This window comes from Citrobacter sp. wls757 (assembly GCF_005280935.1).
In the GTDB taxonomy this organism is placed as follows: domain Bacteria; phylum Pseudomonadota; class Gammaproteobacteria; order Enterobacterales; family Enterobacteriaceae; genus Citrobacter; species Citrobacter portucalensis.
Window position 1 is genome coordinate 1 of sequence record NZ_SZWU01000067.1, and the last position, 14,758, is coordinate 14,758.

A 14,758-nucleotide genomic window follows, 5' to 3' on the forward strand; every position below is an offset into this window, starting at 1 on the left:
AATGCCTGATGGCGCTACGCTTATCAGGCCTACAGCCTAATCACCGAATTATTTTCAAAAGGGGCTGAATGCCCCTTTTTTGTCTGGAGAATTTATTATGGCGAAAGAATTTGGTCGCCCGCAGCGTGTCGCGCAGGAGATGCAGAAAGAAATCGCACTCATCCTGCAACGCGAAATCAAAGACCCGCGTGTTGGCATGATGACCACCGTATCGGGTGTTGAGATGTCCCGTGATCTGGCATATGCCAAAGTATTCGTGACTTTCCTCAACGATCAGGACGAAGCTGCCGTGAAAAACGGCATTAAGGCACTGCAGGAAGCCTCTGGTTTTATCCGCTCTCTGCTGGGTAAAGCAATGCGTCTGCGTATCGTGCCTGAGCTGACCTTCTTCTACGACAACTCGTTGGTTGAAGGGATGCGCATGTCCAACCTGGTGACCAGCGTGGTGAAACATGACGATGAGCGTCGTGTGAACCCAGCGGACGACAGCAAGGAGGACTGATGAGTCGTCCTCGTCGTCGTGGTCGCGATATTCATGGTGTCCTGCTGCTGGATAAGCCGCAGGGCATGTCCAGCAATGACGTGCTGCAAAAAGTAAAGCGCATCTACAATGCCAACCGCGCGGGACATACCGGCGCGTTGGATCCGCTGGCGACAGGCATGCTGCCTATCTGCCTTGGTGAAGCGACAAAGTTTTCACAGTATTTGCTGGATTCTGACAAACGCTATCGCGTGGTTGCCCGTCTGGGCCAGCGTACTGACACTTCCGATGCCGATGGGCAGATCGTGCAGGAGCGTCCGGTAACCTTCACCGCAGAACAACTGGCGAGCGCGCTGGAGACTTTCCGCGGCGATATCGAGCAGATTCCGTCGATGTATTCGGCGCTGAAGTATCAGGGTAAGAAGCTGTACGAATATGCGCGTCAGGGCATTGAAGTGCCGCGTGAAGCGCGCCCGATTACCGTCTATGAGCTGCTGTTTATCCGTCATGAAGGTAACGAACTGGAGCTGGAAGTTCACTGCTCCAAAGGCACCTATATTCGTACCATCGTTGACGATCTCGGTGAGAAGCTGGGCTGCGGCGCGCACGTAACGTATCTGCGTCGTCTGACGGTCAGCAAGTATCCGGTGGATCGTATGGTCACACTGGAACACCTGCGTGAGCTGGTTGAACAGGCAGAACAGCAGAACATTCCGGCGGCTCAGTTGCTTGATCCTTTGCTGATGCCAATGGACAGTCCGGCATCGGACTATCCTGTTGTTAATTTGCCTTTAACATCGTCGGTTTACTTTAAAAATGGTAATCCGGTACGGACGACAGGCGCCCCGCTGGAAGGGCTGGTACGCGTGACGGAAGGCGATGACGGCAAGTTTATTGGCATGGGGGAGATGGACGATGAAGGTCGTGTCGCCCCCCGCCGCCTGGTGGTTGAGTATCCTGCATAGCGCTCTCTGTCTTGCGATAAAAGGGCGCTGCGAGTAGAATACTGCCGCTTAACGTCGCGTGAATTGTTTAACAATCTGCGTGGCGTATACACAAAATCATTCGAGCTGCATCAAGGCGGCAAGTCTGAGGATCCTCAGGAGCTTACTTAGGTAAGTGACTGAGGTGAGTGGACGCAGCCAACGCAGAGTCAGTTTGAAGGATAAAGTGTATACACTGGGATAGCTGAATTAGAGATCGGCATCCTTTCATTCTTATCACTTTGGAGTTTTAAAATGTCTCTAAGTACTGAAGCTACCGCTAAAATCGTTTCTGAGTTTGGTCGTGATGCAAATGACACCGGTTCTACCGATGTTCAGGTTGCTCTGTTGACTGCACAGATTAACCACCTGCAGGGCCACTTTGCAGAGCACAAAAAAGATCACCACAGCCGTCGTGGTCTGCTGCGCATGGTTTCTCAGCGTCGTAAACTGCTCGACTACCTGAAACGTAAAGATGTTGCACGTTACACCGCGCTGATCGAGCGTCTGGGCCTGCGTCGCTAATTCTTTCGAGTTTCAGAAAGAGGGGGCCTTCATGGCCCCTTTTTTCCAGCAGATGGCAGCAATTCGCTGGAAACTAATGTATTGTTGCTATGAATGATCTTCCGTTGCAGAGGTTCGCGCGGCTAATGAGAGGCTTTACTCATGCTTATGGGTTAGGGTTGTCATTAGTCGCGAGGATGCGCAGAAGATCGGGTATTAACGATGGCGCAAAAATGTGCCGTCAAAAAATAGAGAAAGGATATTATTTTGCTTAATCCGATCGTTCGTAAATTCCAGTACGGTCAGCATACCGTTACGCTGGAAACCGGCATGATGGCGCGTCAGGCGACTGCCGCTGTTATGGTTAGCATGGATGACACCGCGGTATTCGTTACCGTTGTTGGTCAGAAAAAAGCGAAACCAGGCCAGGACTTTTTCCCGCTGACCGTTAACTATCAGGAGCGTACCTACGCTGCTGGCCGTATCCCGGGTAGCTTCTTCCGTCGTGAAGGCCGTCCGAGCGAAGGTGAAACCCTGATCGCGCGTCTGATTGACCGCCCGGTTCGCCCGCTGTTCCCGGAAGGCTTCGTTAACGAAGTTCAGGTTATCGCGACCGTTGTTTCCGTTAACCCACAGGTTAACCCGGACATCGTGGCAATGATTGGTGCATCTGCTGCGCTGACTCTGTCTGGTATCCCATTCAACGGCCCGATCGGTGCTGCACGTGTTGGTTACATCAATGACCAGTACGTACTGAACCCGACTCAGGACGAACTGAAAGAAAGCAAGCTGGACTTGGTTGTTGCAGGTACTGAAGCAGCCGTACTGATGGTTGAATCCGAAGCTGAACTGCTGAGCGAAGATCAGATGCTGGGCGCTGTTGTGTTCGGTCACGAACAGCAGCAGGTTGTGATTCAGGCGATCAACGAGCTGGCGAAAGAAGCTGGCAAACCGCGTTGGGACTGGCAGCCAGAAGCCGTCAACGAAGCGCTGAACGCACGCGTTGCCGCACTGGCAGAAGCTCGCCTGAGCGATGCTTACCGTATCACTGACAAACAAGAGCGTTATGCTCAGGTTGACGTGATCAAATCTGAAACCATCGCGACTCTGGTGGCTGAAGACGAAACCCTGGACGCTAACGAACTGGGTGAAATCCTGCACGCTATCGAGAAAAACGTTGTTCGTAGCCGCGTACTGGCAGGCGAGCCGCGCATCGATGGCCGTGAAAAAGACATGATCCGTGGCCTGGACGTGCGTACTGGCGTTCTGCCGCGTACCCACGGTTCCGCACTGTTCACCCGTGGCGAAACTCAGGCGCTGGTTACTGCGACCCTGGGTACCACTCGTGATGCGCAGAACCTCGACGAACTGATGGGCGAGCGTACTGACAACTTCCTGTTCCACTACAACTTCCCTCCGTACTGCGTAGGTGAAACCGGTATGGTCGGTTCTCCGAAGCGTCGTGAGATTGGTCACGGCCGTCTGGCGAAGCGTGGCGTACTGGCAGTAATGCCGGAACTGGATAAATTCCCGTATACCGTACGTGTGGTTTCTGAAATCACCGAATCTAACGGTTCTTCTTCCATGGCTTCCGTATGTGGTGCTTCCCTGGCGCTGATGGACGCAGGCGTGCCGATCAAAGCAGCCGTTGCGGGTATCGCGATGGGTCTGGTGAAAGAAGGTGACAACTTTGTTGTTCTGTCTGACATCCTGGGCGACGAAGACCACCTGGGCGATATGGACTTCAAAGTGGCGGGTTCCCGCGACGGTATCTCTGCACTGCAGATGGATATCAAAATTGAAGGTATCACCAAAGAAATCATGCAGGTTGCTCTGAACCAGGCTAAAGGTGCGCGTCTGCACATCCTGGGTGTGATGGAACAAGCGATCAACGCTCCGCGTGGCGATATTTCTCAGTTCGCTCCGCGTATCCACACTATCAAGATCAGCCCGGACAAGATCAAAGACGTTATCGGTAAAGGCGGTTCTGTTATCCGTGCTCTGACCGAAGAAACCGGCACCACCATTGAAATCGAAGATGATGGCACCGTGAAGATTGCTGCGACCGACGGTGAGAAAGCGAAATATGCTATCCGTCGTATCGAAGAGATCACCGCAGAGATCGAAGTAGGCCGTATCTACAATGGTAAAGTGACCCGTATCGTTGACTTTGGCGCATTCGTTGCCATCGGTGGCGGTAAAGAAGGTCTGGTACACATCTCTCAGATCGCTGATAAGCGCGTTGAGAAAGTGACCGACTACCTGCAGATGGGCCAGGAAGTACCGGTCAAAGTTCTGGAAGTTGATCGCCAGGGCCGTGTACGTCTGAGCATTAAAGAAGCAACTGAGCAGTCTCAGCCTGCAGGCGAACCGGAAGCTCCGGCAAGCCAGGGCGAGTAAGGTTGCCATTGCCCTCCGTGAAAGCGGAGGGCCTTTAACCCGGCAGGATGCCTTGTTAGCAACCGGGGAACCTGGACGTTCATTCAATCGTTGTCTTCGGGAGTGGGAAATGAAGCCTTTTTTGCGCTGGTGTTTCGTTGCGACAGCACTCACGCTGGCTGGATGCAGTAATTCCGCCTGGCGAAAGAGTGAAGTCCTCGCAGTACCATTGCAACCGACTTTGCAGCAGGAAGTGATTCTGGCACGTATGGAACAAATTCTTGCCAGTCGGGCTTTAACCGATGACGAACGCGCACAGCTTTTATATGAGCGCGGAGTGTTGTATGATAGTCTCGGTCTGAGGGCACTGGCGCGAAATGATTTTTCACAAGCGCTGGCAATCCGACCAGATATGCCTGAAGTATTCAATTACTTAGGTATATATTTAACGCAGGCAGGCAATTTTGATGCTGCCTATGAAGCGTTTGATTCTGTACTTGAGCTTGATCCAACTTACAACTACGCGCACTTAAATCGCGGTATCGCATTGTATTACGGCGGTCGCGACAAGTTAGCGCAAGATGATCTGCTAGCGTTTTATCAAGACGATCCCAATGATCCTTTCCGTAGTCTGTGGCTTTATCTTGCCGAGCAGAAGCTCGATGAGAAGCAGGCTAAAGAAGCGTTGAAGCAACGCTTTGAGAAATCGGATAAAGAGCAATGGGGATGGAACATTGTCGAGTTCTACCTGGGCAACATTAGCGAAGCAACGCTGATGGAACGCCTGAAGGCGGACGCAACGGATAACACCTCGCTCGCTGAGCATCTCAGTGAAACCAACTTCTATTTAGGTAAGTACTACCTAAGTCTGGGGGATTTGGACAACGCTACGGCATTGTTCAAACTGGCGGTGGCTAACAACGTTCATAACTTTGTTGAGCACCGATACGCATTGTTGGAATTATCGCTCCTGGGCCAGGACCAAGATGACCTGGCAGAATCGGACCAGCAATAGCTGACGTACACATCAGCCCGTAATCTTTTTTGATTGCCATCACCTTCACGGGTGAGGGCGTTGTTGTTCGTTAATACACCTACTTTGAGCCGGTTCACACTTTTCAATGAAAATTGCAGATCAATTTCATGATGAGTTATGTAGACTGGCCGCCATTAATTTTGAGGCACACGTACTACATGGCTGAATTCGAAACCACTTTTGCAGATCTGGGCCTGAAGGCTCCTATCCTTGAAGCCCTTAACGATCTGGGTTACGAAAAACCATCTCCAATCCAGGCAGAGTGCATTCCGCATCTGCTGGGCGGCCGCGATGTTCTGGGTATGGCCCAGACAGGTAGCGGCAAAACCGCAGCGTTCTCTTTACCGCTGCTCAACAATCTTGATCCTGAGCTGAAGGCACCTCAGATTCTGGTGCTGGCACCGACCCGCGAACTGGCGGTTCAGGTAGCAGAAGCCATGACGGATTTCTCTAAACATATGCGCGGCGTGAACGTGGTTGCCCTGTACGGCGGCCAGCGTTATGACGTGCAATTACGTGCCCTGCGTCAGGGGCCACAGATCGTCGTCGGTACGCCGGGTCGTCTGCTGGATCACCTGAAGCGTGGTACTCTGGACCTCTCCAAACTGAGCGGTCTGGTACTGGACGAAGCTGACGAAATGCTGCGTATGGGCTTCATCGAAGACGTTGAAACCATCATGGCACAGATCCCGGAAGGTCATCAGACCGCTCTGTTCTCTGCAACCATGCCGGAAGCGATTCGTCGTATTACCCGCCGCTTTATGAAAGAGCCGCAGGAAGTACGTATTCAGTCCAGCGTAACTACCCGTCCTGACATCAGCCAGAGCTACTGGACTGTGTGGGGCATGCGTAAAAATGAAGCGCTGGTGCGTTTCCTGGAAGCAGAAGACTTTGATGCGGCGATTATCTTCGTTCGTACCAAAAATGCGACCCTGGAAGTAGCAGAAGCGCTGGAGCGTAGCGGTTATAGCAGCGCTGCACTGAACGGCGACATGAACCAATCCCTGCGTGAGCAGACTCTGGAGCGTCTGAAAGATGGCCGTCTGGATATTCTGATTGCAACCGACGTTGCGGCCCGTGGCCTGGACGTTGAGCGTATCAGCCTGGTTGTCAACTACGACATCCCGATGGATTCCGAGTCTTACGTTCACCGTATCGGCCGTACCGGTCGTGCGGGTCGTGCGGGTCGTGCGCTGCTGTTCGTTGAGAACCGCGAGCGTCGTCTGCTGCGTAACATCGAACGCACCATGAAGCTGACTATTCCGGAAGTAGAACTGCCGAACGCAGATCTGCTGGGCAAACGCCGTCTGGAAAAATTCGCCGCTAAAGTACAGCAGCAGCTGGAAAGCAGCGATCTGGATCAGTACCGTGCTCTGCTGGCGAAAATGCAGCCGGAAGAAGAACTGGATATCGAAACGCTGGCAGCTGCACTGCTGAAAATGGCTCAGGGCGAACGTCCTCTGATCCTGCCGCCAGATGCGCCGATGCGTCCGAAACGCGAATTCCGCGACCGTGATGACCGTGGTCCGCGTGACCGTAACGATCGTGGCCCTCGTGACCGTAATGACCGTGGTGGTGAAGACCGTCCGCGTCGTGAACGTCGTGACGTTGGTGACATGCAGCTGTACCGCATTGAAGTGGGCCGTGATGACGGTGTTGAAGTTCGTCATATCGTTGGTGCGATTGCTAACGAAGGTGATATCAGCAGCCGTTACATCGGTAACATCAAGCTGTTTGCTTCCCACTCCACCATCGAACTGCCGAAAGGTATGCCGGGCGACGTGCTGCAGCACTTTACCCGTACTCGCATCCTGAACAAGCCGATGAACATGCAGCTGGTTGGCGATGCAGTTCCGCACACTGGTGGTGAGCGTCGTGGCGGTGGTCGTTTCAGCGGTGAGCGTCGTGAAGGTGGTCGCGGTGAAGGTCGTAACTTTAGCGGTGAACGTCGTGAAGGCGGTCGTGGCGATGGTCGTCGTTTCAGCGGCGAACGTCGTGAAGGCAACCGTGGTCCGCGTCGTGACGATTCTTCTGCTCCGCGTCGTGATGACTCTGCTGGTCGTCGTCGTTTCGGCGGTGATGCATAAGCCTTTTAGCTTTATAGCTGTAAAGTAAAATATACGGCCCCGATCTCAACAATCGGGGCTTTTTTTATTTCAATTGTACTCGTGTACTGGTACAGTGCAGCACATTGAGATGTAGTCACAATATAAATGACTGGAGAGATGGCTAAATGGCAACACTAACCACCACCCAAACGTCACCTTCGCTGCTCGGCGGCGTGGTGATCATCGGCGGCACCATTATTGGCGCGGGGATGTTTTCTCTGCCAGTGGTCATGTCCGGGGCGTGGTTCTTCTGGTCAATGGCGGCGCTGATCTTCACCTGGTTCTGCATGCTGCACTCCGGGCTGATGATCCTTGAAGCTAACCTCAATTACCGCATTGGCTCTAGTTTTGACACCATCACGAAAGACCTGCTGGGCAAAGGCTGGAACGTGGTGAACGGCATCTCGATTGCTTTCGTTCTCTATATTCTGACCTACGCGTATATCTCGGCGAGCGGTTCGATCCTGCACCACACCTTCTCCGAGATGTCGTTGAACGTTCCGGCGCGTGCGGCAGGTCTTGGCTTTGCGTTGCTGGTGGCGTTTGTGGTGTGGTTAAGTACCAAAGCGGTGAGCCGCATGACGGCAATTGTGCTGGGCGCGAAGGTGATTACCTTTTTCCTGACCTTCGGCAGCTTATTGGGACACGTTCAGCCCACAACGTTGTTTAACGTGGCGGAAAGCAATGCTTCGTATACGCCGTACCTGCTGATGACGCTGCCGTTCTGTCTGGCCTCATTCGGCTATCACGGCAATGTCCCGAGCCTGATGAAGTACTACGGCAAAGATCCGAAGACCATCGTTAAGTGTCTGGTGTACGGCACGCTGCTGGCGCTGGTGCTGTATACCGTATGGTTGCTGGGGACGATGGGTAATATTCCGCGTCCGGAGTTTATCGGTATTGCGCAGCAGGGCGGTAACATTGATGTGCTGGTACAGGCGCTGAGCGGCGTATTGAACAGCCGCAGTCTGGATCTGCTGCTGGTGGTGTTCTCCAACTTTGCGGTGGCGAGTTCATTCCTCGGCGTTACGCTCGGTCTGTTTGACTATCTGGCGGATCTGTTTGGCTTTGATGACTCGGCAATGGGACGTTTCAAAACGGCATTGCTGACGTTTGTCCCACCAATTATCGGTGGCTTGCTGTGGCCGAACGGTTTCCTGTACGCCATTGGTTATGCAGGACTCGCGGCAACCATCTGGGCCGCCATTGTTCCGGCGCTGCTGGCACGTAAATCCCGCGAGCGTTTCGGTAGCCCGAAATTCCGTGTCTGGGGCGGTAAGCCGATGATTGCGCTGATCCTGGTATTCGGTATCGGCAACGCGGTTATCCATATTCTGTCGAGCGTGAATCTGTTGCCTGTATACCAGTAAAACAATTGCCCGGTGGCGCTACGCTTACCGGGCCTACAGAGATTGAGTAGGCCGGATAAGGCGCAGCCGCCATCCGGCACAAATAGCACTACCCCAATAATTCCTGCTTCACATCCATCGCCAAATCAAACGAATGTAGACGTGCCTGATGATCAAAAATCTGGCCGTTAACCATAATCTCATCAGCCTGGGTTTCACGCAAAATGGCGTCGAGACCATGCCGCACTTTTGCCTTATCACCGACCAGCGACATGCTCAGCGCCTGTTGTACGCCGTACTGCTCAGAAGCGGACCACAGCTGCTGCATATTCTCTACCGGCGGCGGTAGCTGGCCGGTTTCGCCACGACGCAGCTTCACAAAGGCCTGCTGCATGGAGGTGAAAAGAAACTCGGCGTCGCGATTGCTGTCGGCGGCAATAATGTTGATGCACACCATCGCATACGGTTTTGCCAGCCGCGCTGAGGGTTTGAATTGGGTGCGATACAGATGCAGCGCCTGATGCAGCATATCCGGGGCAAAGTGCGAGGCGAAGGCAAACGGCAGACCAAGCTGGGCCGCCAGTTGTGCGCTGTACAGGCTGGAGCCTAATAACCAGACCGGGATCTGCTCGCCGTAGCCGGGAACCGGGCGTACATGGGGATTAGGATCGCGGGCGTCGAACCAGTCCACCAGTTCAGCTACATCGCGTGGGAAGTTATCGATATCACCGCTCATATGGCGGCGCAGTGCGCGCATTGTTGGTTGATCGCTGCCCGGTGCGCGACCAAGCCCGAGATCGATTCGTCCCGGATATAGCGTGTTCAGGGTACCGAACTGCTCGGCGATCACCAGCGGCGAATGGTTAGGCAACATCACGCCGCCAGACCCGAGATGCAGCGTGGTGGTATTGGCAGCCAGATAACCAATCAGCACTGAGGTTGCTGCGCTGGCGATGCCGGTCATGTTGTGATGTTCCGCCAGCCAATAGCGGTGGTAACCGCGCTTTTCAGCCAGTTGAGCGAGATCAAGCGAGTGTGTGAAGGCCTCTTTTGCCGAGGATCCTTCAGGGATCGGCGCCAGATCCAGCACCGAGAACGGAATAGTTTTGTCAGTCATAACGGCTCACTTTGTTACCGGTTAATCTTTTAATACTGCATTAAAGATTAGCGAATGTTGTTAACAAAGTGAGCTTTATACGGCGGGCACCGAATATAACATGCCCGATGGCGCTGCGCTTATCGGGCCTACGGGATCGCTATTTGTAGGCCCGATAAGGCATTTATGCCGCATCCGGCTAGGCCTGTAGCTCCAGTCCAGCCAGTCGCTTCCAGTAGCCGTTACAGTCACTGTGGGCGGCAAGTGGTAATGGGGCCGTGCCATTTTCATTGGCGCGGAAGGCGTCGAGCATGGCGAATGTTTCAGTGCCTGAAGGGGACAGACGCACAATATCAACCAGCCCCTGCATCGATGTCAGTTCGTTGCCGAGGTTGTAAACATAACCGCTCATGGTCTGGATCCCGTTGAGGACAAAGACCTGCTGATTCTCCTGCGACAGCACATCGCGCCCGTTCGGGTATTTGATGCAGCAGGTTTCACACTCGTCCTTTGGACGGTCTTCAGAGCGTGCGGTAAAGCAGCGGGCAGAGTACGCCAGCGGCAGATGCCCGTAGCTCAGCACCTCAACTTCAAACTGATTGCGAATACCCAGCTCATCACACTGGTTGAGCAAGTTTGCCAGCCAGTCGCGGGAAAGCTCTACCGGCATACACCAGCGCACCATGCCTTGTTTGAGCAGAATACGCAGGGTAACCGCGTTGTAGCAGTTGAGCGCATGCCCAGCGACAAACGGCAGCTTACGCTCGGCGCACATGTTTACTACGCCGAGATCGCTGGCTTCCAGCAGGAAGTCACCGTTTTCGACATAGCGCTTCAGCTCTCCCAGTTCAGAAGAGGCCTGCACCAGCGCCAGTGTTGACAGCACAACCTGTTTACCGCTGCCAGCGAGCGATTTCGCCATATCGAGCCAGTCGCCCACTTTGGTGGCGCGGCGTTTACTGCATACCGCTTCACCAAGATAGATAACGTCGGCCTGGCTTACGGCAGCCTGCTGATAAAAATCTTCCAGCGTTTCTTTCGGCCAGTACCACAGCACCGGCCCTAAGGAATATTTCATTGCTTCTCTCACTGCCATTTACGGTGATACGCGCCAAGCGTGGTCTGCGTGCCTTCGGACATTGAACCGAGCGTTTCCATCCACGCGGCCTGCGGGACGTAGTTTTGCGGGTCGGCCATACAGCGGTCGATCGCCTGACGCCACACTTTCGCCACCTGGCTGACATAGGCCGGACTACGCTGACGACCTTCGATTTTCACCGAGGCAATATTGGCTGCCAGCAGTTCCGGCAGCAGCTCCAGCGTGTTCAGGCTGGTGGGTTCTTCCAGCGCATGATAACGCTCGCCGTCAACCAGATAGCGGCCTTTGCATAGCGTCGGATAACCGGCGTTTTCCCCGTCCTGATAGCGGTCGATCAGCACTTCATTAAGACGGGATTCCAGCCCCTGTTGGGTCTGTTGCCAGCGGACAAAACGGGCAGGTGAGCAGGCACCAACCGTGTTTGGCGATTCACCCGTCAGATAGGACGAAAGATAGCAACGGCCTTCCGCCATAATGCACAGGCTACCGAAGGCGAACACTTCCAGGGGAACTGGCGTGACGCGAGCGAGCTGCTTCACCTGATGAATAGACAGCACGCGCGGCAGCACCACGCGGGCGACGTCAAAGTTGCGATGATAGAAATTAATTGCCTCTTCATTGGTTGCAGATGCCTGAACAGAGACATGGCGCTCAATATGCGGGTAGCGCTCTGCGGCATACTCAAGCATGGCGAGGTCGGCAAGGATCAGCGCGTCTGCACCCAGTTGCGCTGCCATATCAACGGCACGTTGCCAGCGCGCGTAACCATCCGGGTGCGCAAAGGTGTTAATCGCAATGTGCAGCTTACGGCGGTGCTGATGGACAAAACTCACCGCTTCCTGCAATTTTTTCTCGGTAAAATTAAGGCCGGCGAAATGACGGGCGTTGGTATCATCTTTCAGCCCGATGTAGACAGCATCAGCGCCGTTCTCGATGGCCGCCTTAAGCGCCGGTAGGTTTCCGGCAGGGCAGAGCAGCTCCATAATTTATCCTGAACGTTGCGCCGTGATGGGCGCAGAAATGTTAACGAATGGGGATTTTAGTTAACCTTGCTGAGACAATTTTTGATTTGAGGCAGTTAAAGTCGTATTGGTGACACCAATAAAGAGGTAACAATTTCGCATCGAATTGTTGATTTATGCCGCTATGTCGTTTATTTGATATGGCAAAATAGCAGGACTATTGAAACAGGGAGTAAAGCTCGTGTTGGATAAACTGCGTTCACGCTTAGTACAATTTGGTCCTTCTCTGATGAGTGTACCAGTTAAACTGACGCCCTTTGCGCTGAAGCGCCAGGTTCTGGAACAGGTCCTGAGCTGGCAGTTTAGTCAGGCGCTGGCCGATGGGGAGCTGGAGTTTCTCGAAGGTCGCTGGCTGAGCATTCATGTGCGTGACATTGACCTCAAATGGTATACCTCTGTTGAGAACGATAAACTTATCGTCAGCCAGAATGCAGATGCGGATGTGAGTTTTAGCGCCGATGCCAGCGATCTGCTGATGATCGTGGCCCGCAAGCAGGATCCGGATACGCTTTTCTTCCAGCGTCGTCTGGTGATTGAAGGTGATACAGAATTAGGGCTATACGTAAAAAATCTGATGGATGCCATCGAACTGGAGCAGATGCCTAAAGCGTTGCGCGTCATGCTGATGCAGTTGGCGGATTTTGTTGAGGCGGGGATGAAAACGTCGCCAGAAACCAAACAGACCTCGGTAGGTGAGCCATGCTGATTCGAGTTGAAATTCCCATTGATGCCCCTGGTATTGATGCGCTGCTGCGCCGTTCATTTGAGAGCGATGCGGAAGCGAAATTAGTGCACGACCTGCGTGAAGATGGTTTCTTAACGCTGGGTCTGGTTGCTACCGATGACGAAGGTCAGGTAGTGGGTTACGTCGCGTTCAGCCCAGTCGATGTTCAGGGTGAAGATCTGCAATGGGTCGGCATGGCGCCGCTCGCGGTGGATGAAAACTACCGGGGGCAGGGCCTGGCGCGTCAGCTGGTCTATGAAGGACTCGATTCACTGAACGAGTTTGGCTACGCAGCGGTGGTTACGCTGGGGGATCCGGCCCTGTACAGCCGCTTTGGCTTTGAGCTGGCGGCCCATCATGACCTGCGTTGCCGCTGGCCGGGCACCGAAAGCGCGTTCCAGGTTCATCGCCTGGCGGACGATGCGCTGGATGGCGTGACGGGACTTGTGGAATACCACGACCACTTCAATCGCTTTTAAGCTTCCGGGGTTTGCAGGCTGCTTAATAGCGCCTCAAACCCTTCGCCTTCGACAAGGCGCTCTTTCTGCCGCTTGGTGAGCTGTTTAACGCGATACTCTATGCGCAGGGCCAGCGAACGGTCGCCGACCTGCGCCGCAAATGCCAACGTGAGTTCCCCCTTTCCGCGTAGCGCCTTCGCGCCTTTCCCACTTTGATGCTGCTTATAGCGGCGCTGCACATCGGTGGTTATTCCGGTGTATAAGGCGTTGTCTGCGGTACGGATCAGGTACAGATACCAGGGTGTCATTGTTACCATCGACGTGATAATTTTCAGGCCTACAGTATAAAAGAGAACAGAAATGGAAACACTGACTGCGGTGTCTCGCTGGCTGGCAAAACAGCACGTCGTGACCTGGTGCGTACACCATGAAGGTGAATTGTGGTGCACCAATGCGTTTTACCTGTTTGATGCGCAGAAGATGGTGTTCTATGTGCTGACCGAAGAGAAAACGCGGCATGCGCAGATGTCCGGACCACGCGCACCGATTGCCGGTACAGTAAACGGTCAGCCTAAAACCGTCGCTCTGATTCGTGGCGTACAGTTTAAAGGGGAAATCCGGCGTCTTGAAGGGCAGGAGAGCGAAGACGCGCGTAAAGCCTACAACCGCCGTTTCCCCGTCGCCAGAATGCTGCCAGCGCCCGTATGGGAGATTCGACTGGATGAAGTCAAATTTACGGACAACACGCTGGGCTTCGGTAAAAAGATGCACTGGCTGCGTGATCTATAGTTAGAACAGTGATTGAAGACCTGGGGAAGATAAGCGATGAGTCAGGTGTTAATAACGGGAGCCACGGGGCTGGTGGGCGGACATTTGCTGCGTATGTTGCTCAATGAACCCCGGGTCAATGCCATCACGGCACCAACGCGTCGACCGCTGGCAGATACGGTTGGTATCTATAACCCCCATGATCCGCAGCTAACCGATGCTCTGGCACAGGTCACCGATCCGGTCGATATTGTCTTTTGTTGTTTGGGGACTACCCGGCGTGAAGCGGGCAGCAAAGAGGCGTTTATCCATGCTGACTATACGCTGGTGGTAGATACAGCCCTGACGGGACGTAGGTTAGGCGCCCAGCATATGCTGGTGGTGAGTTCGATGGGCGCCAATGCGAATTCACCGTTTTTTTATAATCGGGTGAAAGGTGAAATGGAGCAGGCGCTGATCGCGCAGAATTGGCCACGGCTGACGATTGTCCGGCCTTCAATGCTACTGGGTGATAGGGACAAACAGCGGACGAATGAGATGTTTTTAGCGCCGTTGTTCAGGCTGCTACCGGGTAACTGGAAGTCGATTGAAGCGCGCGATGTTGCGCGGGCAATGCTGGCAGAAGCGCTGGCGCCTGGGCATGAAGGGGTTTCGATCCTGACCTCTTCCGAGCTACGCGAAAGGGCTAAATAAAAAAATGCCGGATGGCACTGACGCTTCTCCGGCCTACAAACGATTACGTTCTGTAGGC

At 53.9% G+C, this 14,758-nt stretch carries 16 protein-coding genes; 12 read left to right on the forward strand and 4 right to left on the reverse strand.

Annotated elements, in window-relative coordinates; translation table 11 throughout:
- Positions 1-97 precede the first annotated feature (97 nt).
- The 8 genes from rbfA (at position 98) to mtr (ending at position 8,861) form a co-directional block, all read left to right on the forward strand.
- Complete coding sequence (gene rbfA, locus FDW94_RS18555; RefSeq protein ID WP_003024988.1) at positions 98-502, forward strand: 30S ribosome-binding factor RbfA; 405 nt, start codon at positions 98-100, stop codon at positions 500-502.
- Entirely contained in the window at positions 502-1,446 is a 945-nt protein-coding gene (gene truB, locus FDW94_RS18560; protein ID WP_003828704.1) for a tRNA pseudouridine(55) synthase TruB, read from the forward strand. Before rbfA ends, truB begins: the two co-directional genes overlap by 1 nt.
- A gap of 273 nt (positions 1,447-1,719) precedes the next feature.
- Positions 1,720-1,989 (forward strand): 30S ribosomal protein S15, encoded by a 270-nt coding sequence (gene rpsO / locus FDW94_RS18565; protein WP_000059465.1) that lies wholly within the window; start codon positions 1,720-1,722, stop codon positions 1,987-1,989.
- A 246-nt stretch (positions 1,990-2,235) separates the two neighbouring features.
- Complete coding sequence (pnp, locus tag FDW94_RS18570) at positions 2,236-4,368, forward strand: polyribonucleotide nucleotidyltransferase (RefSeq protein ID WP_008785911.1); 2,133 nt, start codon at positions 2,236-2,238, stop codon at positions 4,366-4,368.
- 109 nt (positions 4,369-4,477) lie between these two features.
- Positions 4,478-5,362, forward strand: a complete 885-nt coding sequence (gene nlpI / locus FDW94_RS18575) for a lipoprotein NlpI (protein WP_003024982.1) — start codon at positions 4,478-4,480, stop codon at positions 5,360-5,362.
- Between the two features lie 106 nt (positions 5,363-5,468).
- Complete coding sequence (gene yrbN / locus FDW94_RS18580; RefSeq protein WP_010723222.1) at positions 5,469-5,549, forward strand: protein YrbN; 81 nt, start codon at positions 5,469-5,471, stop codon at positions 5,547-5,549.
- Entirely contained in the window at positions 5,542-7,470 is a 1,929-nt protein-coding gene (locus FDW94_RS18585; RefSeq protein WP_003828643.1) for a DEAD/DEAH family ATP-dependent RNA helicase, read from the forward strand. Before yrbN ends, FDW94_RS18585 begins: the two co-directional genes overlap by 8 nt.
- Before the next feature lie 146 nt (positions 7,471-7,616).
- Positions 7,617-8,861: a tryptophan permease gene (gene mtr / locus FDW94_RS18590; RefSeq protein ID WP_003828642.1), complete on the forward strand. Its 1,245-nt coding sequence runs from the start codon at positions 7,617-7,619 to the stop codon at positions 8,859-8,861.
- Between the two features lie 88 nt (positions 8,862-8,949).
- Here the strand turns inward: mtr and FDW94_RS18595 are convergent, their stop codons facing one another.
- The 3 genes from FDW94_RS18595 to FDW94_RS18605 all read right to left on the reverse strand — a co-directional run bounded on the left by FDW94_RS18595 (position 8,950) and on the right by FDW94_RS18605 (position 12,018).
- Entirely contained in the window at positions 8,950-9,957 is a 1,008-nt protein-coding gene (locus tag FDW94_RS18595) for a luciferase-like monooxygenase (RefSeq protein WP_137378069.1), read from the reverse strand.
- Positions 9,958-10,135: 178 nt separating this feature from the next.
- Entirely contained in the window at positions 10,136-11,032 is an 897-nt protein-coding gene (locus tag FDW94_RS18600) for a U32 family peptidase (protein ID WP_137378070.1), read from the reverse strand.
- Positions 11,023-12,018, reverse strand: coding sequence for a peptidase U32 family protein (locus FDW94_RS18605; RefSeq protein WP_003024971.1), 996 nt, complete (start codon positions 12,016-12,018; stop codon positions 11,023-11,025). Before FDW94_RS18605 ends, FDW94_RS18600 begins: the two co-directional genes overlap by 10 nt.
- Positions 12,019-12,238: 220 nt before the next feature.
- Between FDW94_RS18605 and FDW94_RS18610 the strand changes: the two genes are divergently transcribed.
- On the forward strand, positions 12,239-12,763 hold the full coding sequence (locus FDW94_RS18610) for an SCP2 domain-containing protein (protein ID WP_003828637.1): 525 nt from the start codon (positions 12,239-12,241) through the stop codon (positions 12,761-12,763).
- Entirely contained in the window at positions 12,757-13,260 is a 504-nt protein-coding gene (locus tag FDW94_RS18615) for an N-acetyltransferase (RefSeq protein ID WP_008785907.1), read from the forward strand. Before FDW94_RS18610 ends, FDW94_RS18615 begins: the two co-directional genes overlap by 7 nt.
- Here FDW94_RS18615 and FDW94_RS18620 read toward each other — a convergent pair.
- Positions 13,257-13,547: a GIY-YIG nuclease family protein gene (locus tag FDW94_RS18620; RefSeq protein ID WP_032945094.1), complete on the reverse strand. Its 291-nt coding sequence runs from the start codon at positions 13,545-13,547 to the stop codon at positions 13,257-13,259. The genes FDW94_RS18615 and FDW94_RS18620 overlap by 4 nt on opposite strands.
- 52 nt (positions 13,548-13,599) lie before the next feature.
- On the opposite strand from FDW94_RS18620, the gene FDW94_RS18625 reads away from it, so the two are divergent.
- Both FDW94_RS18625 and FDW94_RS18630 read left to right on the forward strand, forming a co-directional pair.
- Positions 13,600-14,028 (forward strand): YhbP family protein, encoded by a 429-nt coding sequence (locus tag FDW94_RS18625; RefSeq protein ID WP_137378071.1) that lies wholly within the window; start codon positions 13,600-13,602, stop codon positions 14,026-14,028.
- Positions 14,029-14,064: 36 nt separating this feature from the next.
- A complete protein-coding gene (locus FDW94_RS18630; RefSeq protein WP_003828632.1) occupies positions 14,065-14,700 on the forward strand; it encodes an NAD(P)H-binding protein in 636 nt (211 codons plus the stop codon).
- The last annotated feature ends 58 nt before the right edge of the window (positions 14,701-14,758 follow it).